The following is a 25,337-nucleotide window of genomic DNA, read 5'->3' on the forward strand; positions in this document are numbered from 1 at the left end:
TTTCCATTGTAATGATTTTTAGATTATTGTTCTTGCTTATTTTTATAAGTGTTAGTTCTTATGCAGCTATTGAACAAAACTTACCCAACACTCAAAAAACTGATGAAATAACACCAAAAGAACTACTGTTGCTATTGCCTGATGATAAATTATTAGGAGATCGAAAAGCACCAATTTTAATGATAGAATACGCCTCGCTCACTTGTTATCACTGTTCTCTTTTTCATAAGAAAGTTTTTCCTAAAATCAAAGAGAAGTACATAGATACAGGTAAGATGTTATACATATTCCGTCATTTTCCTCTAGATTACAGAGGATTAAAAGCTGCAATGCTAAGTTATTGCTATGAAAAAGAAGAAGACTATTTTAATTTTAACAAAGCTGTGTTTAATGCAATAGACTCGTGGAACTACTCTAATTTTAGTGATTTAACTATACTACAAAAAATTGCTGCACTAAGCAATTTGAAGCAAGATGTATTTAACCAATGCATTAATGATAAAAAGATGATGGACAAAATTATAAATGATAAATCACTTGCAATTAATAAACTTGATATCACAGCTACTCCTGTATTCATCATCAAGCTTAACGATGACAAATCATATGTAGAGAATGGTAAAATCAAACATGAAGGATATAGAGAGCTGGAATACTTCACTAATGTAATAGATGAGTTATATGGAAAAGCTATAGTGAAGTAATAACACTGTAGCTTACCATATAAAAACCCTATGCTGAATCATTATTTTTTGATACTGTTTGTTGCTTTTTACGCTCAAACTCTCTTTTTTTACTGTGCCAAGCATAATAATACATAGCAATTTTATTCTCTATTAATACTATCGTTCCATCATAAAATTGGACCATATCCATAACTTTTTTCTGAGCTTCGTTAAAGCGTTCTTTGTACTTCTCGCGATAAGCTGGATTGTGCAGTAATTTCACTCCTTCATTATTATTAGACTTCTTGCTTAACGTTTCAACTTCGTTAGCAATGTTATAAGACATATAACCCCCTCTAATTGATTATAAAAATTACATTTTAAGAGAGATGTAAATAAACGATCCCTTAATTCTAGTATAACAATTGGTTATTATACTAGTTAACTATAGTAAAATATATAATAATCTTTGTCACTTAAAATTTTACTTTATAAAATAACAACTTAAAATAAAAAATTTTATTATTCTTAACCCTATTGTTATATTTATAAATCTTATATAGATTAAACCTCCTTAGTTTATATTATAAAACTTAATGCGTCATAACTTTAGCAGAAAATCGTTGTACATAAGAAGCTTATTTGCAAAAGAGTATAAAAAAGTAGAAGAACATTGTACTCTTGATAAGAAACAACGTATTCAAATCACTCCTGAAGAAGGAAAATTATTAAATTTATTTATCAAAATCCATAAAGTTAAAAGCATAGTTGAAATTGGCACGTTATATGGTTATTCGTCAATTTGTATGGTAAAAGCTTTACCGAAAGATGGTCATATATATACAATAGAAAATAATCCTCAACACTCAAGAATAGCAAAAAAAAATTTTAGTGCTTTTAATCTAAGTGATAAAATTACCCTAATAGAAGGTGATGCACTGGAAAAAATTAATGAATTATCAGCAAAGGCACCATTTGACATGATATTCATCGATGCTGATAAAAGTAGTTATCCTAAGTATTTAGATTGGGCAGAGTCATACATTAAACAAGATGGGCTAATCGTTGCAGATAACACTCTATTATTTGATACAGTATTTTTAGAATCTCCTCCAAAAGAAGTATCAGAAAAGTCATGGCATGCTATGAGAGAGTTTAATGATAGATTGTCAGATGAAAAAAAATATTTCTCCATATTGATTCCTACTGACGAAGGAATGACTGTAGCTTTAAAACTAACGCAAGTTAAAAATCAAGGTCAGCGTAATGTCTAGGGGGAGTTAAGCCAAAAACTCTCTCTAATAATATTTCGCGAAAACAAGGCCTTGATTTAACAATGGAGTACCATTCTTTTAAAATCTTACTTTTTTCCCATGGGAAACTATTTACGTAGTCTATTATAGAAATATGTGATGCTAAAGTAATATCGGCTAAAGTGAACTTATCGGTTGCAAGCCAAACGTTCTTGTTAATTAAGTGTTCGATGTATTCCATATGGCAAGGCAGGTTATGCTGAGCTGCATGAAGAAATCTAGAGTCAGGGCTGCGGTTAGTAATTACTTTTTCATTCATAATATACTTAGTAACTTCATTGTAAAATTTGCTATCGAACCAATTGATTAAAGCGCGTATTTTAGACTTAATAATAGTGGATGAACCAAGTAATTTGACGTCGCTATTGTAAGTCTCTTCTATATATTCACAAATGGCATTACTATCCGCTATTACAAAGTTATTATCTATTAATACTGGTACTTGTCCGATTGGATTGATCTCCATGAATTCATTCCGCTTTTCCCATGGATTTTCATATACCAAATCACAACTCAGCTTTTTTTCCTTGAGAAGAGCTCTAACTTTTCGTGAAAACGGACAAAGAGGAAAATGATATAAAATCATAATATTCCTCTTTTGTTATTCCAATACCTATATGTTGTCATTCCAGTACGTGACATTGGAATCCAGCTTATTTCATTATGGACATTACTTTTAACATATATTCCTAGAATCCATTGTACATTGTGTAATTTCCAAATATTTTTATACTTGGATCCCAGTACAACTGTACGAACATTGTAGTTTGAGAGCAATCCCCACCGGAAGGGTGTCATTTCAGTGATTGACACTGGAATCCAGTTCTTATTATACAACAGCCTAATGTATTCATTTAAAATTAAGTTTTCTGGATCCCAGTGTCTGGGCACTGGGATGACAGAAGAAGAGTATTTTAGGTAACAGCTGTTTACTCCAAAGTAATGTTGCAAAAGGTCTAACATATAAATTATAAGGCTAATATAGAATATACCTTGCTAAAAAAAAAAAAAAGTATAACCTTTTATAAGGTATGCAGGCAAAAATTCTGTAACTTGGTCAGGTCAGAAATGAAGCAACCATATCAGAATCTTTTTGGGTTGCATACCTATTTGTACTATTTGTTTTATTCTAGGCTATGAACATAGCATTAAAATATCGTCCTAGTAGCTTTAAAGATTTAGTAGGTCAAGATATATTGGTGCGTATACTAGAAAATGCTTTTACTCTCAACAAAATTCCACAATCTATACTGCTTTCTGGTAGCAGTGGAATTGGTAAAACCACCACTGCAAGAATAATAGCTTTATGTTTGAACTGCTCATTGGGGCCAACTTTTGAACCTTGTGGATCATGTACAAGTTGTCTGGCAATAAAAAATTCAAGCCATCCAGATGTAGTTGAAATCGATGCGGCAAGTCACACTAGTGTTGAGGATGTTAGAGCGATCTTGGGAGATATTTGCTATTTACCAATAAGTTCTAAATTTAAAGTTTACATTATAGATGAAGTACACATGTTATCCAGTAATGCATTTAATGCATTACTTAAAACTCTAGAAGAACCACCATCTAGCGTAAAGTTTATTCTGGCAACTACAGAAATAAAAAAGATACCAATAACTATTATTGCACGTTGTCAAAGGTTTGACTTACATAACATTCCTTCAGCTAAGATAATGGAGCGTTTAAATGATATTGCACAAAAAGAAAATTATTTTATTGAAAAAGAAGCGTCGGGATTAATTGCTCACCACTGCAATCATTCAATGCGTAACGCTTTATTTTTGATGAATCAAGCAGTGCTATATAGCAAAGATGGTACAATATCCACTCAAAGTGTTAAAGACATACTTGGTCTAGTAGATAGAAACGTTATATTTGATCTACTGGAAGCAGTATTAGATAGTGATTTACAGAAGGCTTTGTTAGTATTCGACAATGTGGTAAAAACAGCAAATCCGCTCAATATTTTTGAAGATCTGCTGCAAACAATCCAGTTAATATGCCGTTTTTTAATTACAAAAGAGATTGATACAGAATATGAGAAGAGCAGAGTAAAAGATTTGAGTGCAAAAAAGTCTTTAATATTTTTTTCGAGATTGTGGAAGGTGCTGCTTAAGGGTATTCAAGATATAAAGGTTTCAACATGCAACGATGTTGCTGCTGAAATGATGCTAATTAGTCTTTGCTATCTCTCTGATCTACCTTCTCCAGAACAGGTGATCAAAAAAATTCTTTCACAGAATGTAGAGCAAGGAAATAGACAGGGCAGACCTGTTGCACCTTCCCCCTCTGTCATCCAAGTAGCTGACTACTCGGATCCAAAAAAATATGTGGAAAAACCCCACTCTGTCATCCCAGTGTGTGACACTGGGATCCATGTGAAAAATAAACAACAAAATTACGATTTTGATAAGATTTTGCAACTATTAAGGCGGAGTAACCAAATTTATCTTTACAAACAACTGTGTAGTAATCTACAATTAATAGATTGTAAATTTGGGTATTTAAAATTAAAAGCTGTATCTAACTTGAACAGTAATTTTTGTAATGACTTGAAAAGTTACTTAAATCAAGCTACTAATCAGGAGTGGGTTATTATAGTTGATACGAGTTATATGAATAGGGAAGTGAGTAATTTAAATTATGCACCTGCAGTTAAGGATATATTAAATACGTTTAAAGGTGCAAAGGTAGTTAATATAGAAAATAAGGAGTAGGTTGTGGATTTCAGTCAAATAATGAAGCAAGCGCAAGAAATGCAAAAAAAGCTTGCGGAAGCTCAAGAAAAGTATATAGGAAAAGAGTTTCAAGGTATTTCTGGTGGTGGTAAAGTTTCTGTATTAGTGGAAGTGATAAAAATAGGTAGCTATAAAGCTAAAAAGGTAAATATAGACTTAGAACTTATGAGAAATGAAGAAAAAGATATAGTAGAAGATTTAGTGACAGCAGCATTCAATGATGCCATCAAAAAAGCAGAAGAAGATATGGCAAATGCAACTTCTGATCTTGCAGGTATGATGGGTTTACCGCCTGGACTTAAACTTCCTTTTTAAATTTATTACTGAAGTTTACCTTAATGCAGTAACTAAGTGTTTTCTTTTTATACTAGTACTTCCATGAAGTACATTCATATTACTGCATGAATATGAAGCAATTCACAATGATGAATGCAGATCAGAAGATAAAAAGACATCAGTGAAATAGGTGTCAGAAGATCAAGAGTAAAAAAAGTAGAGTAACTCTATTTATTAATTAATAAAATCTTTGTATTTTCCTAAAAGTTAGTTAAGATACAGAAGGTTTTGTGTTATTAAGTTAGCACTTGACTTAACTTTAGTTATTATTTAGACTGCTAAAGTGGAATTTTAATTTTTTTAACGAGGGCAATTATGCATTATAAAAAGTTTTTTTCGGCAGCTGCTTTAGTGACGTTGCTAAGCCTATCAAACTCTGCTTTTTCATCAGACCCTATTGGTCCAATAAGTGATGAAGAAACTAGCTACTATGTTCGTTTGCAATATAATGGTGAAGTTTTACCTTTTAAAACAAAGATTGATGGTATTACACATACATCAGGTCAAAGTCCCTTAAAAGCATCTTTTATAGCTGGTGGTGGTGCATTTGGTTATAAAATGGACGACATTAGAGTTGATGTTGAAGGGCTTTACTCACAATTGGCTAAAGATGCAACTGTAGTATCTGATAACAAGGCTGCAGATAGTGTAACAGCATTTTCAGGATTGGTTAACGTTTATTACGATATAGCGATTGAAGATATGCCTATCACTCCATACGTTGGTGTTGGTGTTGGTGCAGCATATATCAGCAATCCTTCAAAAGCTGATGCAGTTAAAGAGCAAAAAGGATTTGGTTTTGCTTATCAAGCAAAAGCTGGTGTTAGTTATGATGTAACTCCAGAAATCAAACTCTTTGCTGGTGCTCGTTATTTTGGTTCTTATGGTGCTAGTTTTAATAAAGAAACAGTATCAGCTACTAAAGAGATCAACGTCCTTTACAGCGCTGTTGGTGCAGAAGCTGGAGTAGCATTTAATTTCTAGTCTATCTTTGTCTTATTATCCCAGTGGGTTTTTTCTTGTCATCCAAGTAGCATTACACTGGGATCTAGAAAAAAGAAATGTGAATTCCAGTGTTTAAACACTGGAATAACACACTGTTTACTTTAAATTATATAGCCTATCATTACACATTAGTAATTTTAATTCTACATTCAGGTAGTTCTTGTTGAAGTTTAATGTTGCTAAGATCTTAATTAGATATAAAGTTATGCTTTTTTTAATTAAAGCTTGAATTTTTCACTGAAAATCAATATATTATATACATGGAGTTTTAATTTAAGTTATTATGTTGACCCCAGTAGCGAATTTATCTGTTAATAGTAGCACTAATCTCATGCAATATATTGCTGAAGTGCGAAAATTTCCTATGCTTTCACAAGAAGAGGAAGTTCGATTAGCAAAAAATTGGCAAGAATACCAGGATATTTCTTCTGCTCACAGGTTGATTACTAGCCATTTGAATTTGGTAGTAAAAATTGCAATGAAATTTAAGAATTACGATCTATTGTTGATGGACCTAGTCATGGAAGGAAATATGGGTTTAATGCATGCAGTGAAAAAGTTCAATCCTAACTTGGGATTTCGTTTTTCAACTTATGCAGTATGGTGGATTGAAGCTTCAATGAAAGACTTTATATTAAAATCTTGGTCACTTGTAAAAATAGGTACAACGCAAGCACAAAGGAGATTGTTTTTTAGTTTACGTAAAATAAAAAAAAGAATTTTACAATACACAAACAGAGAAACTTTGAGTAAAGAAGAAATAAAAGCAATATCAAACGAGCTTTCTGTATCTGAAGAAGATGTTGTACAGATGAACTATCGTTTGGCTTGTAAGGATCAGTCGTTAAATAATTGTATAAAAATAGGTGATGACTCTAAAAAGGAGTTACAAGATATGATTCCGTGTAATTTAGTCAATCAAGAATTAGCTTACCAGAATCATGAAGAAAAGGCATTAAAAGAAACAATTTTAAGCAATGCGCTGGCAAGTCTTAATGAAAGATCAAGAGACATTTTCATTAGCAGATATTTGTCTGAGAATACTCAGACTTTGGATGAGCTTAGCAAAAAATATTGTGTTTCAAGAGAAAGAATAAGACAGCTGGCTGAGCAAGCGATGAGTAAGGTAAAACAATACATAAAATCAGAGAGTTTGAAACTTGGGTTACATGCGTAGTCTTTTCGTACTTCTAATATTTCTCTCAGCAGGTGCTCTTGCATCGGTTAATAACGTACAACTGAGCGAAAAATATAAAGATTGGTTTGTGTATACTGCACTGGAAGATGGTGAAAAAGTGTGTTATATTGTGTCATATCCTAAGAAAAAAAGTGAACATTATACAGCCAATCGCAAGCCGTATGTAATGGTCAGTTACGTTGATAAAAAAGCAGATGAGGTGAGCGTCACTTCTGGCTTTCAGTATAATAATGAGCCTGTAGTTCTCAATATCGATAAAAAAATTAAATATCAATTGCCAATAATACAGGGAAGTCTTGCGTGGACAGATGATACAAAAATGGACCAAGATTTGATTCTAAAAATGAAGCAGGGATTATCAATGGTAGTTAATGGAAAAGTAAAAACAGCAAATGTTGATGATAATTATTCCTTGCTTGGCTTTCAAAAAGCGTACCAAAAAATGCATGACTTATGCCATACAAAGTAAATTATTGATCACTAAAGTATAAGATAGGCTCTTTTGCCTCTCAGACAAAAATATGGATATCACTTTACATAGAATATGAATATCATTTAAAATATATTTTTGAGAATTAATATGTCAAAAATTGTAGATATAGGAATCAAAGAACAAGGTTCTGTGTGTGAACAAATGCGTTTTAGTGTAAGTCGTGCAAGCCTTTTAAATACGCTATCCAGGGTAAGTGGAGTGGTTGAAAGGCGCAACGCAATAGATGTTTTAGCGTGTATAAATATCAAAGCACAATATGGTAGCATAAAACTAAAGGCTACTGATCTTGATATTTCAATATTTGCCTCACTTACTGCAAATGTATCAGCAGAAGGAGAAGTGAAAATCTCAGCACATACTTTACATGACATAGTGAAGAAGTTGCCAACTGATTTGGATGTCAATTTCGAAATGAATAATCAAGGAAAATTATTGATATCCTGTGGAAATGCAAACTTTTCTTTACCGAACGTAGTTTCAAATAACTTCCCTGTTCTTGAAGAAGGTGATCATCAATACGATTTCACTCTACTAAGTGCAGATTTGGTAGACTTGTTGACTAAAACGAAGTTTGCTGTGTCGCTGGATGATACAAGGTATAATTTAAACGGGATATATCTGCATACAGATGAGCAATTTCTGTACTGCGTTGCAACTGATGGCCACCGTTTATCACGTATAAAAAGGCCTAAACCTGAAGATATCAACGGAGAATTTGGTGTGATCATTCCACGTAAAACTATCATGGAACTGTTGAAAGTATTGGGTGATTGTAATGAGATAAATATAAAACTTTCAGATAGAAAAATCAAATTTACATGTGGTGAGTATATTCTAATATCAAAATTGATAGATGGGACTTTTCCAGATTACAAAGCTGTCATTCCAACGTCTCAAGATAAACAAATGATTGTTGAGAGTAGCAAACTTGCTAGTGTTATAGACCGAGTTTCCGTTGTTGTATCCGATAAAATAAAATCAATTAAATTTTCATTGCAAGAGAATTTATTAACTCTACATTCAAATTCCCAAGAGTGCAGTGATGCGACTGAGTCTATAGAGGTGGATTACGATGGAGCTCTTATGGAAGTAGGATTTAATTCTCGTTATTTGCTTGATGCTTTATCTTGTATAAAAAACAAATGTAAGGTCAGCCTATCAGATGGTAATAGCGCTACAATTATCACTGATGAAGATGATCCAAGTGCACTATATATAGTAATGCCAATGAGGACTTAAGCTAGTAATCTATCTTTACTAAGTATAAGCCGTGAGGCGGCGCAGTGACCCCAGCGGCGTTTCTTTTACATTGACTTAATATATTTAGCATTTCTTGTGGATTAGTTCTATTTTTTCCAAATTCAACTAAAGTACCAACAATAATTCTCACTTGGTTATGTAAAAAGGAAATCGCAGATATTTTGATGTATATGTGACTTCCATTTTGTACTATATCAATATCATCGATTGTTCTGACCGGATTTGTAGCTTGACAATCTTTTGAGCGGAAGCTTGAAAGATTATGTTTTCCAAGCAGGTGTCTAGCAGCTTCACGCATGATGTTTACGTCAAGTGGGTTAAATACTTGCCACACATAACCGATTTCCAGAGCTGCAGGAGCGTAGCGATTAATTATTCTATATTCATAACATCTTTTTTTTGCTGAGAAGCGTGCATGAAATGCATCATCTACAGCTTCTGCACCAAGCACAACTATAGGAATCGCTTTTAAGTGATAGTTTATTCCATTTCTTATTCTGTAAAGCTCAAATTGCCTTTCCATATTGAAATGAGCAACTTGCCCTAAAGCATGAACCCCTGCGTCAGTTCTGCCACCACAATGCAAAGAGACTCTCTCGCCACTGAAATTAAATATAGCGTTTTCTATGGTTTCCTGAATTGAGTTAGCAGAGTGTTGTTGCTTTTGCCAGCCAGAGAAACCACTGCCATTGTATTCTATCGTTATTTTGTATCGCACTACAAAGTCTATCTATCTAATTTAGGTAACTAACGTTCTTCGTTATTAAAAAACCCTTGGCAGATTGGTTGCGTTCAATTACCATGGAGACTATACAAGTTAATAAATGATCCATGGCACATAATCCAGAAGAAAGAAATAATGATAAGCAAAAAGCACTAGATAATGCAATAAGTCAAATTGAAAAAGCATTCGGTAAAGGTGCAATAATGAAGCTAAAGCAAAACCCTGTAGAAAAAATAGACACGATATCTACAGGGTCGATTGCACTTGATTCAGCTCTGGGTGTTGGGGGATTGCCAAAAGGACGTATAATTGAGATATTTGGCCCTGAGAGTTCTGGTAAAACTACCCTTGCTTTGCATGTAATTGCTGAAGCACAGAAAAAAGGAGGTTTATGTGCATTTATCGATGCGGAGCACGCACTGGATGTTATATATGCTCGTAAACTTGGAGTAAACACCGATGATTTAGTGATTTCACAACCAGACACTGGAGAACAAGCGTTGCATATTGTTGAGTATTTAGTATGTTCTGGTGCAGTTGATGTAATAGTTATTGACTCTGTTGCAGCACTAACTCCAAGAGCTGAAATTGAAGGAGATATGGGCGATCAGCACATGGGACTACAAGCAAGACTTCTAAGTCATGGGCTACGAAAGCTCACCTCTGCAGTTTCAAAAGCAAACTGTATATTGATATTTATTAACCAAATTCGTATGAAAATAGGAGTAGTATATGGAAATCCTGAAACTACCACCGGTGGGAATGCGTTAAAATTCTATACTTCTATAAGACTTGATATAAGAAAAATTGGTGCAATAAAGGATAAAGAGAATATTACGGGTAATGAAACGAGAGTTAAAGTTGTAAAAAATAAAGTCGCTCCTCCATTTAGAGAGGCAAAATTTGATATAATGTATAATGAAGGCATATCAAAACTTGGGGAAATAATAGATATAGGAGCAAAACTTGGTGTCCTTGAAAAGGCAGGCGCTTATTATTCATATAACAATACGCGTCTTGGCCAAGGAAGAGAAAATGTAAAAAGTTACCTCAAGGCAAACAAAGAAATTGCAAATGAAATAGAAACAAAAATCAGAGATTTATTTAAAAATAATGATAATTCTATTGTAATAGAAGAGGAACGCGAACAACTTCTAGAAGAATCAGTATTCTAATCTAGATTAGGGTGAAGTTTTAGTATCCATTCAGATGCATGGCTAATGTGCAAATGTTGAAATCAGTGCTTCTTTTCTTGTCGCCTAAGTAGCCCTTTTGGTGTCATCCCAGTGCTTGACACTGGGATCTAAGAAAATTCACAGGCAAACTAATTCGGTAAGCTTATGCTAAATTAATGAGCTTAAATGAAAAATTGGATCCCAGTGTCAAGCACTGGGATGACACCATTTGTTACGCAAATTGTCACAATGTTCGTATAGCTGTGTGTTTGCACACTGACTATTTGTTCCTATATTTTTGTCTATCTTATTTTGCTACCCTGCTGAACGGATACAAGTTTTATATTGAATAGGATGTCCTGTTCAATTGCTATATTTCACACTCTCCCAACTGAGTTGATAAAAGCTGTGTTATCTCCTTGTAGCATCAGGTGTATATTTTTTGCTATTTTTTCCACTAAGAGGATAACGTTATCAAAATTTTCAAATTTTGATAACACATAGTCTGCTAAGCTTTTTTGGTCTTCAGGCCTACCTACTCCAAATCTCAGACGCCAATAATCATTACCAATAAGGCTATCTATAGACTTAAGTCCATTATGTCCGGCTGAGCTACCGCCCTTTTTTACTTTTATTCTTCCAAATTTCAAGTCAGCATCATCATGTATGACAACAATATTGTCTAGCGATAATTTGTAAAAATTTTTTATTTTTGCAATAGGAATACCTGAATTATTCATAAATGAATAAGGTTTTATCAGCATAATTTTATTATTATTAATTATGCCAGAGGTTATCAAGTAATCAGCTTTATTAGAAAATGACTGAAAGTTCCAATATTTGTGAATTGCATCAATAACTATGAAGCCAATATTATGGTGAGTTAATTCATATTTACTACCAGGATTACCAAGCCCAGCTATTAAATGCACTACTCCTCTGTTTTTGTTTGAGGCTCTTCAACATCACTATCAGCAGCAGAAATTGTGACAATGGTAAAATTTTCTTCCTCATGAGCTACAAATTTAACACCTTCTGGCAATTTTACATCATTGATATGTATAGACTGACCAATCATTTTGCCAGACAAATCAATTTCTATGACTTGAGGTATTTTCTCAGGAGAGCATTTGACAGTAATAGAACGACACAAAACATTAAGCACTCCACCTAATTTGATTCCTGGTGATTTACCTTCATTGATGAATGATAAAGGTATATCTATTTTAATTTCACTACCTTTATCAACAAACTGAAAATCAACATGTTGCACAGTATCCTTTACTACATGCCATTGAATATCACGAACAAGAGCATATTCTTTTTTCCCTGAAATATCTAGTTCTATTAAATGTGCAGAAAGAGCACCTGATTTATATTGTTTAGTAAATTCCTTTGCAGAAAATGTCAAATTTACGTTATCATGCCCTTTACCATATATAACTGCAGGTATACTTCCCTTCTCCCTCAGAGCCTGCATCGCTTTCTTTTTTTTTACATCACGTAACTCTGCATTAATTGTTACCATTTCTTGCTGTGCCATCGATTACTCCTATTCAGCTAATCCTTTTTATATAATTTAATAATATAACATAAAAATATTTATTTCAAACTTCATTCTTTCACACTAATTCTTTGTGGAAAAATTTATTTAGATATATACTTAAGATTACGTAGTAAGGACTATGAGTATTGACGATCAAGTAGTTTTTAAGATTTATAAGCCAACAAAAACTGCAACACAATCTGGTTTAGGTAATACAAAATTCTGGCACCTAAAAATTGAGACTTGTTCTTACTATATTGAACCTTTGATGGGATGGATTGGTTCAAAAGACCCCAAAAAACAGATTGTACTAAAGTTTGATTCTCTTGAAAAAGCAGTATCTTACGCAAAGAAACACAACACAAAGTACACAATTGAAATGCCAAAAGATGTTAAAAGACTGCCAAAATCTTATACGAATAATTTCATACTAAAATAAATTTTATCGTAATGTGTTTATCTAAAAGCTTAAATTTAAGAACCTGTCTTGAAAGGACCTAAGTAGCAAGCATAGTCATATTAAAGAGTTCTTGAAATAAGGAGAGCACGCTCATACGTCAAGCAAACAATGTTTACCTAAAATTCTTTGACATTAGCAGCTTTCTTGCCCCGTTTTCAGTAACAGTGATTTTGTAATTCTTCTATATATTAGAAAAATTTTTATTTTAATTAGCCATAGGCGCCTATTGGTTTTTAGCTAAAGTAAAGGTCAAGTATCTGGAATTCTGGACATAAAATCCTCCTGTGTAAAAAAGATTAGAAAAAAGTGCAGCGCACATACGACAGAAATTAAGCACACTTACATGCTCTGAAGAATACGCTTTTTGATTAAAAATTTGACTGAAAAGTCTGCAGACAAAGATAGATTTTGAGCCCTTAAAATATCTCTAACTGGTAATTATAATCAGATTTAAAATATATGGAAGCAATTTTTTACGTTAATATTTCAAATTTCCCTTTCAAGATAGGTTCTAATTGTTACTCTAGGTTTTAAATTGTGATAACGCACTGCGGCTACTTAGAGAGTTGAACCTGGCTAGCTAGGTATCAAAGAGTTATTTTTTAGGTATTTCTCCGTAAGACTGCAAGTTTTTTTGGATTACTCAAATAACTCCACTCTGCTCGCAGGACTTTTATGCCGCTTTGCACTAAATTAATTTCACGTTTTATTTGTGTTAGCTATTTATTTAGTGAGTGGACATGTAATTTTACCTTAAATAACCCTATAATAAAAACATAGTTATTGAAATAATACAGAAGGTTCTCATGACAACCTCTGTATAGCTCTTAATTTTGCTGAACGCGCACGCGGATTTGCATTTATTTCTTCTGCACTTGCTTTAATCACTTTTTTGTTTAAAAGGGAGAATGTTTTAGTAGATCCTGGTTCACATAAATCTTTAAAAAAAGTTTTGACTATACGATCTTCTAAAGAATGAAAAGTAACTACAATTAATTTGCCGTTCTCACTTAAAATTTCAGACGCAGCTTTAATACCCTTTTCAAGCTCTCCTAACTCATCATTTACCCATATTCTGATTGCCTGAAATGTCCTAGTTGCAGGGTCAATCTTGCTTTTTCCACGAAACACTACAGAACGTACAATATCCGCAAGTTCAAATGTAGTTTTGATAATTTTCTTCTTCCGCGCATTTACTATCGCTCTTGCGATTCTGCGGGAATGACGCTCACCCCCATAATTATATATAGTGTTTGCAATCTCTTCTTCACGTAAAACGTTAACAAACGTCGAAGCATTCATATGAGAATAGTTATCCATGCTCATGTTAAGTGGGCCATCACGTAGAAATGAGAATCCTCTATCTCCATTATCAAGCTGCATAGATGAAACTCCAACGTCGAAAACTATGCCGTCCACTCCATTTGATGTCATTCCAGCGCGTGACGCTGGAATCCAGTTATTTTTCTTCTGGATCCCAGTATCAAGTACTGGGATGACAGAGGATTTATTCAGTATACTTTTGATATTACTAAACTTTTCAATAAATAACTTTATTCTATTAGGGTATTTAACATTTAGATCATCATAAAATTTAGTAACTGTTTCATCTCTATCAACTGCATAAACTTTGCAATCAGCAGATTCCAATATTGCTTTGCTATATCCTCCAGCTCCAAACGTGGCATCCACATATATACCACCACTGTGTGGTGACAATTGCAGTAGCATCTCTTTTAACAAAACTGGGATATGTGTCATATCAAGAGACTTTGTGCACTTAAACTAAAATAACTTTCTCGCCAAAAAATATATGGAAATATATAGGTATAGTATAAGAATATTTAAATATAATCAACGATATAAAAATTTAATAAGATAATATTATTAATATAACATTTACATAATTCACGTTTGAAAAAGTAAGTAATATTACTATAATATCAAACAAATTACGGAAGATTTTGTGCAACAAATAACAAAAGTAATACTATCAAGTTTAATTTGTAACACTTTGTTGTGGTATGATCACATGCTTTTCAGCCATCTAATAAGCATAATCGGAGATGTGTTTTTTCCATCAGACGACAAATTAGTCAGCATACTTAAAGCTTTTGGAGTGTTTGCAGTGGGTTTCTTAATAAGACCAATTGGTGCTGCTATATTTGGCCACATTGGCGATAAATATGGAAGAAGGATTGCTCTATTTCTCTCTATCATATTGATGACTCTATCAACCGTACTTATTGCATTTGTTCCAGGGTATCAGAACATTGGGGTACTCGCATCAGTACTGGTGGTATGTTTAAGATTATTGCAGGGTATATCTCTTGGAGGAGAGGCAGGAAATGCCCCATTTTTAATAGAGCATGCTCCTAAAAATAAAAGAGGATTCTTTGGCAGTATTGAAGTATTGAGCGCAATTCTTGGCTCAATATTAAGTCTTATAGTGGTGCTTATATGCAAAAAAGTATCCGATTTTGAATCTTGGGGATGGAGATTGCCTTTTATTTTCAGTTTTGTAATAGGATTAATCAGTATATATATGAGATATATACTCGATGAAAGCCCAGAATATAAAAAGCAGGAAAAGCCACATGAACTACCGTTAAAAGAACTGTTAAATGGCTATAAAAAACCTTTTCTAATATCAATTGGAGTTGACATAGTTGAGAATGCATCTCTTTACATATATTTAGTGTTTTTTAATCTACTTGCATCAACAATAAACACTCACTTTAATCACGCAGTAGAAATATTGAATCAGGTTGCACTTGGAGGATTGACTATACTATTTGCAATGCTTTCTGATAAGGTAGGGAGAAAAAGAGTCATGAAATTTGCATTTGTGACTTTTATAGTAGTAAGTTATCCAGTTTTTTCAATGATACTAAGTGGTAATAATTTGCTCACCATAATGGCGCACGTTCTTTTTATAATCCCAATAGCTGCTTCTCTTGGTCCTGTTAGCGCGTTTATGTGCGAATTATTCCCAATAAAGGTACGATACAGTGGATTTGGTTTATCAAGAAATATAGCTTCGGGATTTTTTGGTGGTCTTGCACCATTTATATGCACAACTATTATCAAAGTTACAGGACAAGGAACTTTAGCAAGTTTTTACATGATTTTCTGTGCACTAATTGGGTTAGTTGCTATATCACAAGTTAAGAGTTAGATTTTTTCAAAAACCAAGTGTTTAAAAAATCTAATCATAAGGTGGAAAATGCCAATTTTTAGGTGATAGTGTAAATATTTCAACTCCATCTTTTGTGACTCCAAGCGTATGCTCAAACTGTGCAGAAAGTGAAAGATCACGTGTTGTCACTGTCCAGCCATCTAGCTTGCTGAGAAGAGTTTCATGTTTTCCAGCATTGATCATTGGTTCTACCGTAAAAAACATGCCTTCTTTTAAGATAAGATCCTCACCTTCATCATAAAAATGTACAACATTTGGTGGAGCATGAAAAACCTTTCCTATGCCATGTCCACAATAATTGCGTACGATAGAATATCCAAAATCTTCAATATATTTTTCTATAGCAAATCCTATTTCATTTAACTTATTGCCGGGCTTAACTTGTTTTATCGCTTCCATTAGCGCATTGTAGGCAGCATTACACAAACGCTTTGCTTTTATTGAGGGTTTACCAGTCCAAAACATGCGACTTGTATCACCATACCAGCCATTTAAAATCACTGTAACGTCAATATTTAAAATATCTCCATCTTTAAGAGGTTTATCATCAGGAATACCATGACATACAACAGCATTTTTCGAAGTACAAATTGATTTCGGATATCCCTTATAATTCAGTGGTGCTGGAATTGCACCTGCATTGATTATAAAATTATGACATAGATCATTTAATTCATTAGTTGTTACGCCTACTTTGACGTATGGTGCAATAAAATCAAGGGTTTCAGCTGCAAGCCTGCCAGCTTTACGCATAAAGTCAAAATCTTCTTGTGAATGTATAGTTATGTTCATGTTTCTTACGTTTTTATTGTAATTTTCTGCTTCTCTTACGGATACATCAGTGTAATAATACTATAAAAATAAGCTCCTAGATCAAGCCATTTGTATATTAAGAGATAAAGACAAAAATCTAGACTGTGACTTTTGATTTAACCCAATGGTATAACTTACTTATTTTGCCATCGTGACCAAGCATTCCAGAATTATTTCTATAAAAGGTGTCAACTATTAGCTTTATAGAGCCTAAAGCAGCAGAAAATACAGGATTTTTGTCGTATTCGCCATCAAGACCGCTACAAGATTCAGGGCATCCGATACGGACTTGTTTATTGAATATATAGCTTGCAATTTCTTTCATGCTTGTGAGTTGACTGGTTCCACCTGTGATCACTACTTTATTAATTGGATCTTTCTGTTCTTGAAATTGTTCTCTTATCAGCTCAAGTATTTCCTCAATCCTTGGTCTTATGATGTTAACAAGTTCAGACTTAAACACTTGAGTTGGTTCATCGCTTTCATTACTTTGCACTGCAATACATTCATTCTCATCTATTGAAGTTACAATAGTGCTACCGTATAGTATTTTTATGCGTTCAGCATGCTCTATACTTGTGCATAGTCCATAAGCTATATCTCGGGTAATGTGAATGCCACCAATTGGAATGCTGCTTGTGTACACAAGTTTTCCTCTCTTAAAAATTCCAATTGCAGTGCATCCACCTCCTATGTCAACAATGGCAGTCCCTAGCTCTTTTTCATCTTCACTTAGACAAGCAAGACCTGCAGAATATGCAGAAGCAACACAACCAGCCATACTTATCCCACTATTATTAGTTATGCAATTTTCAATGTTGGTAAGAGCTGGACGCGAAGCAGTGACAACATTAACATCAGCAGACAATCTTTTTCCATATAATCCACTGACCTCCTTTATGTCAGTCATATCATCTAAGTGATATTTAAGTGGTATATTGTGAATTATAACATTTTCTTCGATATATTTCTCAAATGTCTGAAAGACTACACGTTTTATATCTCGGTCTAAAATTTCGTGATTAGCTGCAATTATTTCGTTATGTACGTTAAAAGACGAAATCCCACATCCAGCCACATTCACATATATCTGGTCTATAGTCTCTTCTGATACTTGTTCAGCTAAACCTACAGTTGATGAAATAGAGTAACTTGCATGCTTTGCGTCAGTTATTGATCCACCATTTATACCTTCTGCACTTTTATAACCCACTCCTATTATTTTATAGCTAAAATTGCTATTGATTTTAACAATGAGACAGATAATTTTTGTTGTACCCACGTCTAAAACAGCAAAAACATTCTGCTTTGGTTTTGTTATTACTGCAGAGTACATTGGTTGACCTTATGATGCGATTCCATTTAAATTGTAGCTTCCCTGAATGAATTTATATTTCTATCATAAATGTAGCAACATTTTAATATACCTAGACAAAAAGAAAAATAAAACACAGAATTACAATTTTTATGTCTAAGTTACCAATTGTAATTGCCCCTGACGAAAGATTAACTACACGCGCCAGTGAAGTAACAGATATAACCGATAAAATTAAAGAATTAGTAAACGACATGTTCGAAACTATGTACGATGCAGAAGGTCTTGGTCTTGCTGCAGTACAAGTTGGAGTGCTGAAGAGAATTTTTGTCATGGACGTTCAGACAGAAAAGGCTGGAGATGAGTTAGTAGGATATGATTCAGTTGGTAAGTTTTGCATGATTAATCCTGAAGTTAAGGAATTATCCGATGAACAAGTGATTATGAGCGAAGGATGTCTTTCAATTCCGGAGCAAAGCCATGAAATCAAGCGTCCAAAATATTTAACTGTAAAATATAAAAACTTAAATAACGAAGAACAGACGCTAAAAGCTAGTGGTTGGCTTGCAAGGTGTATTCAGCATGAATTGGATCACTTAAATGGTATATTATACATTAGACATTTATCTAAGTTGAAGTATGATTTGGCTATGAAAAAAGCACAAAAGGTTAAGAGACACTATGAGCAATGAAGATCTAGAATTGTTGAAGTTCTATCATGAAGTGGGAGTTGATTGCACACTAACTGAAAGTGAAGAGGAAAAAAAAATGGAAAATGAGAGAGCTGTACAGTCTTCTGTCATCGAGCAGAAAAAAGCCATGTTCCCAAGTGACTGGATCATTGAAGCAAGGAAACTTGCAAGTGAATGTGGTAGTGTAGATGAACTAAGAAGTGCAGTTAAGTCATTTGAGGGTTGTGAAATAAAAAAAACTGCAACTAATACTGTTTTTTCCGATGGTAATCCAAATGCAAAAATCATGCTTGTTGGTGAAGCACCAGGAGCAAATGAAGACCTTAAAGGCATACCATTTTGTGGTGCAAGCGGAATGCTGCTTGATAAGATGCTCAGTGCAATTAGTTTGGACCGCACTAAGGTGTACATAAGCAACGCGGTGTTTTGGCGTCCACCAGGTAATAGAAAACCAACTGACCTAGAGCTTGATATGTGCAGACCATTTGTTGAGAAGCACATTGCTCTTATTTTACCGCAAATTCTGATTTTTGTCGGAGGAATTGCATGTTATAGCCTTCTTGATAACACAAAGACTATATCGAACTTGCGTGGCAGATTTCATACTTATACTAACCAATATTTATCTCATTCAATTACTACAGCCGCTATATTTCATCCAGCCTATCTACTTCGTCAACCAGCACAAAAACGCTTAGCTTGGGAAGATTTGAAGAAGATTAGGGAATATCTTGATAATACCAATAACTACACGGATGTTTAGCTTACTACTCGTTATCATCTTAGTACCGGCTAATTGAATTAAATATTGAAAAATCTACTAAACAGAGAAAAAGGCAAAAGAAAATCTATCAGCTACTACCTATTTTTTTAATTGGCGTTTTTCATTGTGTTAAATCCTTTGATAAGCGCATTTTAGCTTATGTGGGTAAAAGTTTTATAAAGACATAGAGTGCACATAGTGCAAAAAATTAAACATCAAGTATATTGAGCTTTTTGTCGCTTTATCTGCACAGACTGAAGATAAATAATATATCTTCACCCTTATTTTAAGGAGAATGGAGGAGTCCGTCAAGTAACTCTTGCCGTTGCTATAGCTGCTTGAGTTCCTGTAATCACAATGTTTGTGCAATGTACGCATGGAATTTTATTTACTCTATAATATGTTGGTTTATAGTAGTACTAATGCAGAAATAAAGGGAGGAGACATTGGAAAGCAATATAAAAAAATTGAAAGGAAATTTTTTAGAACAAGCAGTTAGAGTAAATCATGCTGGCGAATATGGAGCCATTTGCATTTATTCTGGTCAAAAATTTATTCTTAAAAAATCTTCTATAATTGACAAAATAATTGAAATGGAGGAGCAGGAAAAAGAACATTTCCACTATTTTAATGAGAAAATCAAGGAGCAAAGAGTTCGTCCTACTGCTTTGCTGCCAGTTTGGAATGTTTTAGGGGTGTCACTTGGTGTTGTAACTGCTATGATGGGTAAAAAAGCTGCTATGGCTTGCACTGCTGCAGTTGAAGAGGTGATCGGAGAGCATTACAAGAAGCAGGTCTTACATTTAGAAGATGGGGAATTAAGAGAAACTATAAGTAAGTTTCGTGATGAGGAGTTAGAACACAGAGATATTGCAATTCAGCACAATGCTGAAAGCGCACTTGGCTACAACGTTTTATCTTTGTTCATAAAAACAAGCTGCAAAGCTGCTATTTACTTCTCTAAATTGATTTAATCAATCACTATTTGACAACCATATTTGCCTTTAGTCCTTGTGCTAATTGCTGCCCCATATCCTCTACTCCAATCGAATGCGTATGGATGTTTATAATTAACTTCTTAATTCTTATCCTAAAAATACATTAATTTAATTCCCTACTAGAGTTTTCTTGTTGTTGTAAACATGTTTGCATAAGACTAGTAGATGGAACGTTTTTAATAGTCTGAGTTAACTCCTCAGGAATATTTTCAAAACTCTTGCCCATAACTTCTAAAACACTTTTCCCCTGTATAAGACAATTCCCTCCAAAGCTTGATTTGTTTTCTAACTTGCTAAACCTTATTTTGCTTTTCTCATCAATTTCTACTACCATTTTGTTACCATCTTTCCGTAGATAAATACTAATCTCTCCTATTTTAGTAGTAAAAAATATTTCAATACCACCTTTTAAGATATCTGTGTAATTTCTTTTTCCATCTTCTGTAATTTCAACTTTTACTATACTTTCCTCAATCTGAAATATGCCAACTTCTAAATCCTTAGCTTTTTCATTATTTAAAGTTCTTGCAGTTTCAACAATACTACCTTGTGGATACTTAATATAAAAATATTTATTATCTACTTCTACTTCAAGATCATATTTATCAATTTGCTTGTTATTTTCTTTCACAATACCTTCATATGCTAGACCCTCTAGCATTTTTTTCTTACTCTTACATTGTTCGTTAAGATCATTTAAATAATTAGAGCCGTAATATCCGCCTTCAATATCGCTGTAAAAAGATAATCCTTTTTCTACCCCACCTTTTAACACTAAATTACGAGTGATCTTTTGTATGATATTTTTTGTAGTTGAATTGTGTGGATTTGCATGAAAGCGATTAATTAATTCTTCCATTTTTTCAAATATAAAATTTGTTACAGTCTTATTATCCTTACCGTAATATGAGTTTAATCTTATTCCTTGATTTAAATAATCCTCTATTATGCGTTCCATGTACTTTAAAACGCTTTCTTGCTCATCGTGTTCTGTTATACCTTTTATCATCTCATCACAAAATTTTTTAACTAGAATTTGTTCATCTGTAGTCAATGGTATTTGCAATTTCGTAGAAGATGGGTCTCGCTCAAAAAGATAAATTATTGACAATTCCTCTGCTCTTTTAATAAAGTCATAACTCCTTAGATATTCTGCAACATCTTTGTTTTTTGCGTACCTTTTCTTGGTTAAATCCATATGCCTATCTTTACGACTTATAGTCGGTAATTTTGGATTTGATGAACTACTCTGTTGACTATTGAAGAAGCTGTTAGAGAACTGTTCAGGCTCTAAAATAAGATTACTTTCACCTTGTTTACCTACTTGCTTAGACATATTATATACCATAACCACTAAAACTTTTTAGTGATTACTTCAATACATAGATAAGTCAATAAAAATATCTTTTTCTCTTCAGTACTAAAAAATTGTCAAAAATCTCAAAATTGGTTAATTGCATATAACCTACTTTCTGGTATACATCAAAACTACCGTAGAAAGCTTCAACTTTGAAAGGGATTAACAAATAAAATTCTTGTACTTTGCCTCTACTAAAGTACAATCAGGCTTTATTTAATATTTTTCATGCTTGATGAAGTACATGAGGAGTGTGGGGTATTTGGCATAAGTTACAACCAAAGTGCTGCTTTTAACTCTATACTTGCTCTCCACGCTTTGCAGCATAGAGGTCAAGAGTCTTTTGGCGTAGTAACCAGTAACAACGATAAGCTGCACTCTTATCACTTTCAAGGTCAAGTGAGCAGTGTATTTGATGATATAGATGAAATAAAGAAATCCTTACCTGGAGATTGTGCAATAGGTCATGTTCGATACTCAACAAGTGGTAGTAAATTTGGAGTGCAGCCCATGTTTGGCAAAAGTGGCAAATTTGGGGATTTTGCCATAGCACATAATGGTAATTTAATTAATATTTCTCCGATACGCGAACAATTAATTAAACAAGAGTGCGTTTTTCAGTCAGATATTGATACAGAAGTAGTAGTGCATCTGACAGCAAGCGGTGAAAAAGATAGCTTTTTAGAGAGTTTTATATATGCATTAAAGCAAATACAAGGTGCTTATTCTTTTGTGGCAATCAATCAAGAAGTAGTTATTGGAGTACGTGATCCATCTGGAATCAGGCCTCTTGTTTTAGGAAAGTTAAACGGTTCTTACGTTCTTGCATCTGAAACTTGTGCTCTTGATATAATAAATGCAGAGTTTATTAGAGAAATAGAACCAGGCGAATTAGTTACCATCAGTTCGGATAGTAAGCTAGCCTCAATGTTTCCTTTCCCACAGCAAAAATCAAGTTTTTGTATTTTTGAATACGTTTACTTCTCGAGACCAGACAGCATAATGGAGAATAGGTCCATATATGACATAAGAAAAGAAATAGGAAGAATACTTTCAGAAGAGAGCCCACCAAAAAACAATGTAGATATGGTTGTACCAATACCTGATTCTGGAATACCTGCAGCTATTGGATATGCAAAGCATTCAGGATTACCTATGGAACTGGGGATAATTCGTAATCATTACATAGGAAGAACTTTTATACAACCCACCGCTGAAGTACGTAAAGTTAGAATAAAATTAAAATTCAATGCTAATAAGCACACTTTGAAAGGCAAAAACATAATTTTAATAGATGATAGTATAGTGCGTGGTAGTACGCTCAGAAATATAATAGTTATGCTAAAGGATGCGGAAGTAAAAGAGATTCACCTCAAAATTTCAAGCCCACCAATTAAGCATTCTTGTTTTTATGGAATAGATACGCCAGAGTGCAAAGATTTAATTGCTGCAAATAAATCTGTAGAGGAAATTAAGGAAATTATAGGAGTAAATAGCCTAGCCTTCTTGAGTATTGATGGACTATACAGGGCTGTTAAAGAAGAAAAACGTAACAACGCTACACCGCAATATTGCGATGCTTGTTTCACTGGTGATTATCCGATTGGTAAGTAATCTATTATTAATGAAGGTGAGGTTTTTTCTATGTTATATTAACAGTTTTAAAAATAGATTTTTTGCATAACCATATAGTTTTTGCCTGGGCGTCATTTGAGTGAAAACTACTTTACAAATTTCGTCATTCCCTTTACTATGATACTAAGAGTATTTATCATTGTTTTCGATCCGCGCGGGTTCAACAACAAAAATTCAGTAAAAAACTCAGATATTTATTGGCAAATTACATAAAAATTATAGCGGCTGCATGTCTTTTTTATTTTTTCTACATTCAGCCAAAACGCGCTTATTTTAAGCGTTAGCACATTATTACAGCGCCAATTTACATTATTATAGGGTCAAAACTCGTCACACGGGGATTCTTTTGCCTTTTTTCTTCGTTTGGTAAATTTCTTAATATTTATAGCAAAAAGAGCACAGATGTCATTCCAGCGCGTGACGCTGGAATCCAGGAATTTTTTGAGCATGAAAGTTATGCTAAGTTTTTGTTGGTAAGTAAAGGCTGGATCCCAGTGTCAAGCACTGGGATGACAAGAAAGAAAGCGCTGATTTCATATGTATCTGATAAAAAAGATGATGTCATGCCAGTGCCCAGACACTGGCATCCAGTTTTTTCATGATCATCAAAAATGTTGTGTTTTAACATAAAATTAACTGCTTTTATGCTCATAAACTTAATATCCAATCAAATTTCCTGGATCCCAGTGTCAAGCACTGGGATGACACCGTCATAAAGTAAACCAGTACTTGGATGAACTGGCAAAAATTGCTCTTAAATCACAAGTTCGTGCAATGATGGTGCTTCTTTAAGAAGCACCATTTGCTAATGTTTTGAAGCTTTAATGCTTATTATGCGCATGTATTTGTTGTTGCATTCCATGTTTTACCATCAGGGCAAGCAGTTGCACCATCTTTACAAATCACACCACCTGGTACTATTTTTGAAACAACTACAGGTGCACCAAAAAACACAGCAGTAAATGCACCAAGTGCAAAAAGCGCTGGCCATGGCATTCTGCCAAATATTGCAAGCAATGCTGCACCTATTATCACTATTGTAATCATAGGCCCGCCTATACCGTGAGTATAGCCTACATTTTGCATATTGTATTGGTTGTTGCATCATCAGTAACAGCAGCAGCAAAAGCATTATCAAATGCAAAGGAAAGAATTAAAGCTACAAGTAGAAGAAAATTTTTCATTATGCCTCCAGTAATTTCTATTACTTATCCGCTACTGCACCGTCTTTACAAATCACACCTTCTGGTGTTATTTTTGAAACGACTACAGGAGCGCCAAAAAACACAGCAGTGAACGCACCGAGTGCAAAAAGCGCTGGCCATGGCATTCTGCCGAATATCGCAAGCAAAGCTGCACCAATTATCACTATTGTGATCATCGGTCCACCTATGCCGTGAGTATAGCCTATTATCTTGCATATCACTGATGATGTTGTATCATTTTTATCAACAAAAGTATTTTTAGCATTTGCATCAAATGCAAAGGAAAGAATTAAAGCTACAAGTAGAAGAAAATTTTTCATTATGCCTCCGTATTTAACACTGGATTATCTATCATTTTGATTAAATTTTAGTAAACGGTGAGGATTTTTTGCTTAAAAGTATGCTTTATTTCATTTAGAATACTTTTCTTAGTTTATTTATATT

The 25,337-nt window shown here is 33.7% G+C and carries 25 protein-coding genes, 1 other RNA gene and 3 pseudogenes; 16 read left to right on the forward strand and 13 right to left on the reverse strand.

Annotation, left to right across the window (positions count from 1 at the left end):
• The first annotated feature begins 11 nt into the window (after positions 1 to 11).
• Positions 12 to 704 (forward strand): DsbA family protein, encoded by a 693-nt coding sequence (locus tag OM962_RS03995; protein ID WP_264331014.1) that lies wholly within the window; start codon positions 12 to 14, stop codon positions 702 to 704.
• 28 nt (positions 705 to 732) lie between these two features.
• Here the strand turns inward: OM962_RS03995 and OM962_RS04000 are convergent, their stop codons facing one another.
• Positions 733 to 1,011: a DUF2671 domain-containing protein gene (locus OM962_RS04000; protein WP_007302334.1), complete on the reverse strand. Its 279-nt coding sequence runs from the start codon at positions 1,009 to 1,011 to the stop codon at positions 733 to 735.
• 250 nt (positions 1,012 to 1,261) lie between these two features.
• On the opposite strand from OM962_RS04000, the gene OM962_RS04005 reads away from it, so the two are divergent.
• A complete protein-coding gene (locus tag OM962_RS04005; protein WP_264330884.1) occupies positions 1,262 to 1,939 on the forward strand; it encodes an O-methyltransferase in 678 nt (225 codons plus the stop codon).
• Here OM962_RS04005 and OM962_RS04010 read toward each other — a convergent pair.
• Both OM962_RS04010 and OM962_RS07765 read right to left on the reverse strand, forming a co-directional pair.
• Positions 1,911 to 2,564 carry a glutathione S-transferase family protein gene (locus tag OM962_RS04010; RefSeq protein WP_006013494.1) on the reverse strand — a complete coding sequence of 218 codons (654 nt, stop codon included), beginning with the start codon at positions 2,562 to 2,564 and terminating at the stop codon, positions 1,911 to 1,913. The two genes, OM962_RS04005 and OM962_RS04010, sit on opposite strands and share 29 nt — an antisense overlap.
• A 203-nt stretch (positions 2,565 to 2,767) precedes the next feature.
• Positions 2,768 to 2,890, reverse strand: a pseudogene (locus OM962_RS07765) (WPE palindromic element domain-containing protein); the annotation flags it as partial.
• Between the two features lie 109 nt (positions 2,891 to 2,999).
• Here OM962_RS07765 and ffs point away from each other — a divergent pair.
• The 7 genes from ffs (at position 3,000) to dnaN (ending at position 8,990) form a co-directional block, all read left to right on the forward strand.
• An RNA gene (gene ffs, locus OM962_RS04020) (signal recognition particle sRNA small type) lies at positions 3,000 to 3,098 on the forward strand.
• Positions 3,099 to 3,114: 16 nt separating this feature from the next.
• The gene (dnaX, locus tag OM962_RS04025) at positions 3,115 to 4,698 is read left to right on the forward strand and encodes a DNA polymerase III subunit gamma/tau (protein ID WP_264330886.1); all 1,584 of its coding nucleotides are present in this window, start codon (positions 3,115 to 3,117) and stop codon (positions 4,696 to 4,698) included.
• A gap of 21 nt (positions 4,699 to 4,719) precedes the next feature.
• Complete coding sequence (locus tag OM962_RS04030; RefSeq protein WP_211908748.1) at positions 4,720 to 5,034, forward strand: YbaB/EbfC family nucleoid-associated protein; 315 nt, start codon at positions 4,720 to 4,722, stop codon at positions 5,032 to 5,034.
• A 336-nt stretch (positions 5,035 to 5,370) separates the two neighbouring features.
• Complete coding sequence (locus tag OM962_RS04035; RefSeq protein WP_264330887.1) at positions 5,371 to 6,039, forward strand: P44/Msp2 family outer membrane protein; 669 nt, start codon at positions 5,371 to 5,373, stop codon at positions 6,037 to 6,039.
• A gap of 304 nt (positions 6,040 to 6,343) precedes the next feature.
• Entirely contained in the window at positions 6,344 to 7,237 is an 894-nt protein-coding gene (locus OM962_RS04040; RefSeq protein ID WP_264330888.1) for an RNA polymerase factor sigma-32, read from the forward strand.
• Positions 7,230 to 7,727, forward strand: a complete 498-nt coding sequence (locus OM962_RS04045) for an invasion associated locus B family protein (RefSeq protein WP_264330889.1) — start codon at positions 7,230 to 7,232, stop codon at positions 7,725 to 7,727. Before OM962_RS04040 ends, OM962_RS04045 begins: the two co-directional genes overlap by 8 nt.
• A gap of 111 nt (positions 7,728 to 7,838) precedes the next feature.
• On the forward strand, positions 7,839 to 8,990 hold the full coding sequence (dnaN, locus tag OM962_RS04050; protein ID WP_264330890.1) for a DNA polymerase III subunit beta: 1,152 nt from the start codon (positions 7,839 to 7,841) through the stop codon (positions 8,988 to 8,990).
• 1 nt (position 8,991) lies between these two features.
• Here the strand turns inward: dnaN and truA are convergent, their stop codons facing one another.
• Positions 8,992 to 9,729 carry a tRNA pseudouridine(38-40) synthase TruA gene (gene truA, locus OM962_RS04055; RefSeq protein WP_006013481.1) on the reverse strand — a complete coding sequence of 246 codons (738 nt, stop codon included), beginning with the start codon at positions 9,727 to 9,729 and terminating at the stop codon, positions 8,992 to 8,994.
• Between the two features lie 113 nt (positions 9,730 to 9,842).
• Here truA and recA point away from each other — a divergent pair, with 113 nt between their 5' ends.
• Entirely contained in the window at positions 9,843 to 10,910 is a 1,068-nt protein-coding gene (recA, locus tag OM962_RS04060) for a recombinase RecA (RefSeq protein ID WP_006012936.1), read from the forward strand.
• A 377-nt stretch (positions 10,911 to 11,287) separates the two neighbouring features.
• Here the strand turns inward: recA and pth are convergent, their stop codons facing one another.
• Both pth and OM962_RS04070 read right to left on the reverse strand, forming a co-directional pair.
• Complete coding sequence (gene pth, locus OM962_RS04065) at positions 11,288 to 11,842, reverse strand: aminoacyl-tRNA hydrolase (RefSeq protein WP_264330891.1); 555 nt, start codon at positions 11,840 to 11,842, stop codon at positions 11,288 to 11,290.
• Positions 11,842 to 12,453 (reverse strand): 50S ribosomal protein L25/general stress protein Ctc, encoded by a 612-nt coding sequence (locus OM962_RS04070; RefSeq protein ID WP_264330892.1) that lies wholly within the window; start codon positions 12,451 to 12,453, stop codon positions 11,842 to 11,844. The genes pth and OM962_RS04070 overlap by 1 nt, the downstream gene beginning before the upstream one ends.
• 142 nt (positions 12,454 to 12,595) lie before the next feature.
• Between OM962_RS04070 and OM962_RS04075 the strand changes: the two genes are divergently transcribed.
• The gene (locus tag OM962_RS04075; protein ID WP_264330893.1) at positions 12,596 to 12,895 is read left to right on the forward strand and encodes an ETC complex I subunit; all 300 of its coding nucleotides are present in this window, start codon (positions 12,596 to 12,598) and stop codon (positions 12,893 to 12,895) included.
• A gap of 825 nt (positions 12,896 to 13,720) precedes the next feature.
• Here OM962_RS04075 and rsmH read toward each other — a convergent pair.
• Positions 13,721 to 14,677, reverse strand: a complete 957-nt coding sequence (rsmH, locus tag OM962_RS04080) for a 16S rRNA (cytosine(1402)-N(4))-methyltransferase RsmH (protein WP_264330894.1) — start codon at positions 14,675 to 14,677, stop codon at positions 13,721 to 13,723.
• A 205-nt stretch (positions 14,678 to 14,882) separates the two neighbouring features.
• On the opposite strand from rsmH, the gene OM962_RS04085 reads away from it, so the two are divergent.
• Positions 14,883 to 16,094 carry an MFS transporter gene (locus OM962_RS04085; RefSeq protein WP_264330895.1) on the forward strand — a complete coding sequence of 404 codons (1,212 nt, stop codon included), beginning with the start codon at positions 14,883 to 14,885 and terminating at the stop codon, positions 16,092 to 16,094.
• 30 nt (positions 16,095 to 16,124) lie between these two features.
• Here OM962_RS04085 and map read toward each other — a convergent pair.
• Positions 16,125 to 16,922: pseudogene (map, locus tag OM962_RS04090) on the reverse strand (type I methionyl aminopeptidase); the annotation flags it as partial.
• Between the two features lie 103 nt (positions 16,923 to 17,025).
• Positions 17,026 to 18,264: a cell division protein FtsA gene (gene ftsA / locus OM962_RS04095; RefSeq protein WP_264330896.1), complete on the reverse strand. Its 1,239-nt coding sequence runs from the start codon at positions 18,262 to 18,264 to the stop codon at positions 17,026 to 17,028.
• Between the two features lie 131 nt (positions 18,265 to 18,395).
• On the opposite strand from ftsA, the gene def reads away from it, so the two are divergent.
• From def to OM962_RS04110, 3 genes are all read left to right on the forward strand, one after another.
• Positions 18,396 to 18,935, forward strand: coding sequence for a peptide deformylase (gene def / locus OM962_RS04100; protein WP_264330897.1), 540 nt, complete (start codon positions 18,396 to 18,398; stop codon positions 18,933 to 18,935).
• Positions 18,925 to 19,698: a uracil-DNA glycosylase gene (locus OM962_RS04105; RefSeq protein ID WP_264330898.1), complete on the forward strand. Its 774-nt coding sequence runs from the start codon at positions 18,925 to 18,927 to the stop codon at positions 19,696 to 19,698. Before def ends, OM962_RS04105 begins: the two co-directional genes overlap by 11 nt.
• 446 nt (positions 19,699 to 20,144) lie before the next feature.
• A complete protein-coding gene (locus OM962_RS04110; protein WP_264330899.1) occupies positions 20,145 to 20,672 on the forward strand; it encodes a demethoxyubiquinone hydroxylase family protein in 528 nt (175 codons plus the stop codon).
• 127 nt (positions 20,673 to 20,799) lie between these two features.
• Here OM962_RS04110 and OM962_RS04115 read toward each other — a convergent pair whose 3' ends face one another.
• A complete protein-coding gene (locus OM962_RS04115) occupies positions 20,800 to 22,032 on the reverse strand; it encodes a hypothetical protein (protein ID WP_264330900.1) in 1,233 nt (410 codons plus the stop codon).
• Between the two features lie 249 nt (positions 22,033 to 22,281).
• On the opposite strand from OM962_RS04115, the gene purF reads away from it, so the two are divergent.
• On the forward strand, positions 22,282 to 23,667 hold the full coding sequence (gene purF, locus OM962_RS04120; RefSeq protein WP_264330901.1) for an amidophosphoribosyltransferase: 1,386 nt from the start codon (positions 22,282 to 22,284) through the stop codon (positions 23,665 to 23,667).
• 475 nt (positions 23,668 to 24,142) lie between these two features.
• Here the strand turns inward: purF and OM962_RS04125 are convergent, their stop codons facing one another.
• The 3 genes and pseudogenes from OM962_RS04125 to OM962_RS04135 all read right to left on the reverse strand — a co-directional run bounded on the left by OM962_RS04125 (position 24,143) and on the right by OM962_RS04135 (position 25,213).
• Positions 24,143 to 24,340, reverse strand: coding sequence for a hypothetical protein (locus OM962_RS04125; RefSeq protein ID WP_264330902.1), 198 nt, complete (start codon positions 24,338 to 24,340; stop codon positions 24,143 to 24,145).
• 179 nt (positions 24,341 to 24,519) lie between these two features.
• Positions 24,520 to 24,872, reverse strand: a pseudogene (locus OM962_RS04130) (TrbC/VirB2 family protein).
• A gap of 20 nt (positions 24,873 to 24,892) precedes the next feature.
• Positions 24,893 to 25,213, reverse strand: a complete 321-nt coding sequence (locus OM962_RS04135; protein WP_264330903.1) for a TrbC/VirB2 family protein — start codon at positions 25,211 to 25,213, stop codon at positions 24,893 to 24,895.
• Positions 25,214 to 25,337 lie beyond the last annotated feature (124 nt).

It is taken from the genome of Wolbachia endosymbiont (group B) of Erebia ligea (assembly GCF_947179575.1).
GTDB classification, from domain to species: domain Bacteria; phylum Pseudomonadota; class Alphaproteobacteria; order Rickettsiales; family Anaplasmataceae; genus Wolbachia; species Wolbachia pipientis_C.

Bases quoted from the DNA above. Each gene is read 5' to 3' on its own strand.
- rsmH (WP_264330894.1), bottom strand. From the start codon at position 14,677: ATGACACATATCCCAGTTTTGTTAAAAGAGATGCTACTGCAATTGTCA.
- OM962_RS04030 (WP_211908748.1), top strand. From the start codon at position 4,720: ATGAAGCAAGCGCAAGAAATGCAAAAAAAGCTTGCGGAAGCTCAAGAA.
- OM962_RS04040 (WP_264330888.1), top strand. From the start codon at position 6,344: ATGTTGACCCCAGTAGCGAATTTATCTGTTAATAGTAGCACTAATCTC.
- OM962_RS04105 (WP_264330898.1), top strand. From the start codon at position 18,925: ATGAGCAATGAAGATCTAGAATTGTTGAAGTTCTATCATGAAGTGGGA.
- OM962_RS04045 (WP_264330889.1), top strand. From the start codon at position 7,230: ATGCGTAGTCTTTTCGTACTTCTAATATTTCTCTCAGCAGGTGCTCTT.
- OM962_RS04000 (WP_007302334.1), bottom strand. From the start codon at position 1,011: ATGTCTTATAACATTGCTAACGAAGTTGAAACGTTAAGCAAGAAGTCT.
- ftsA (WP_264330896.1), bottom strand. From the start codon at position 18,264: ATGTACTCTGCAGTAATAACAAAACCAAAGCAGAATGTTTTTGCTGTT.
- dnaN (WP_264330890.1), top strand. From the start codon at position 7,839: ATGTCAAAAATTGTAGATATAGGAATCAAAGAACAAGGTTCTGTGTGT.
- OM962_RS04070 (WP_264330892.1), bottom strand. From the start codon at position 12,453: ATGGCACAGCAAGAAATGGTAACAATTAATGCAGAGTTACGTGATGTA.
- dnaX (WP_264330886.1), top strand. From the start codon at position 3,115: ATGAACATAGCATTAAAATATCGTCCTAGTAGCTTTAAAGATTTAGTA.
- OM962_RS04010 (WP_006013494.1), bottom strand. From the start codon at position 2,564: ATGATTTTATATCATTTTCCTCTTTGTCCGTTTTCACGAAAAGTTAGA.
- recA (WP_006012936.1), top strand. From the start codon at position 9,843: ATGGCACATAATCCAGAAGAAAGAAATAATGATAAGCAAAAAGCACTA.
- OM962_RS04115 (WP_264330900.1), bottom strand. From the start codon at position 22,032: ATGTCTAAGCAAGTAGGTAAACAAGGTGAAAGTAATCTTATTTTAGAG.
- def (WP_264330897.1), top strand. From the start codon at position 18,396: ATGTCTAAGTTACCAATTGTAATTGCCCCTGACGAAAGATTAACTACA.
- OM962_RS04135 (WP_264330903.1), bottom strand. From the start codon at position 25,213: ATGAAAAATTTTCTTCTACTTGTAGCTTTAATTCTTTCCTTTGCATTT.
- OM962_RS04035 (WP_264330887.1), top strand. From the start codon at position 5,371: ATGCATTATAAAAAGTTTTTTTCGGCAGCTGCTTTAGTGACGTTGCTA.
- purF (WP_264330901.1), top strand. From the start codon at position 22,282: ATGCTTGATGAAGTACATGAGGAGTGTGGGGTATTTGGCATAAGTTAC.
- OM962_RS04075 (WP_264330893.1), top strand. From the start codon at position 12,596: ATGAGTATTGACGATCAAGTAGTTTTTAAGATTTATAAGCCAACAAAA.
- OM962_RS04005 (WP_264330884.1), top strand. From the start codon at position 1,262: ATGCGTCATAACTTTAGCAGAAAATCGTTGTACATAAGAAGCTTATTT.
- OM962_RS03995 (WP_264331014.1), top strand. From the start codon at position 12: ATGATTTTTAGATTATTGTTCTTGCTTATTTTTATAAGTGTTAGTTCT.
- OM962_RS04125 (WP_264330902.1), bottom strand. From the start codon at position 24,340: ATGAGCATAAAAGCAGTTAATTTTATGTTAAAACACAACATTTTTGAT.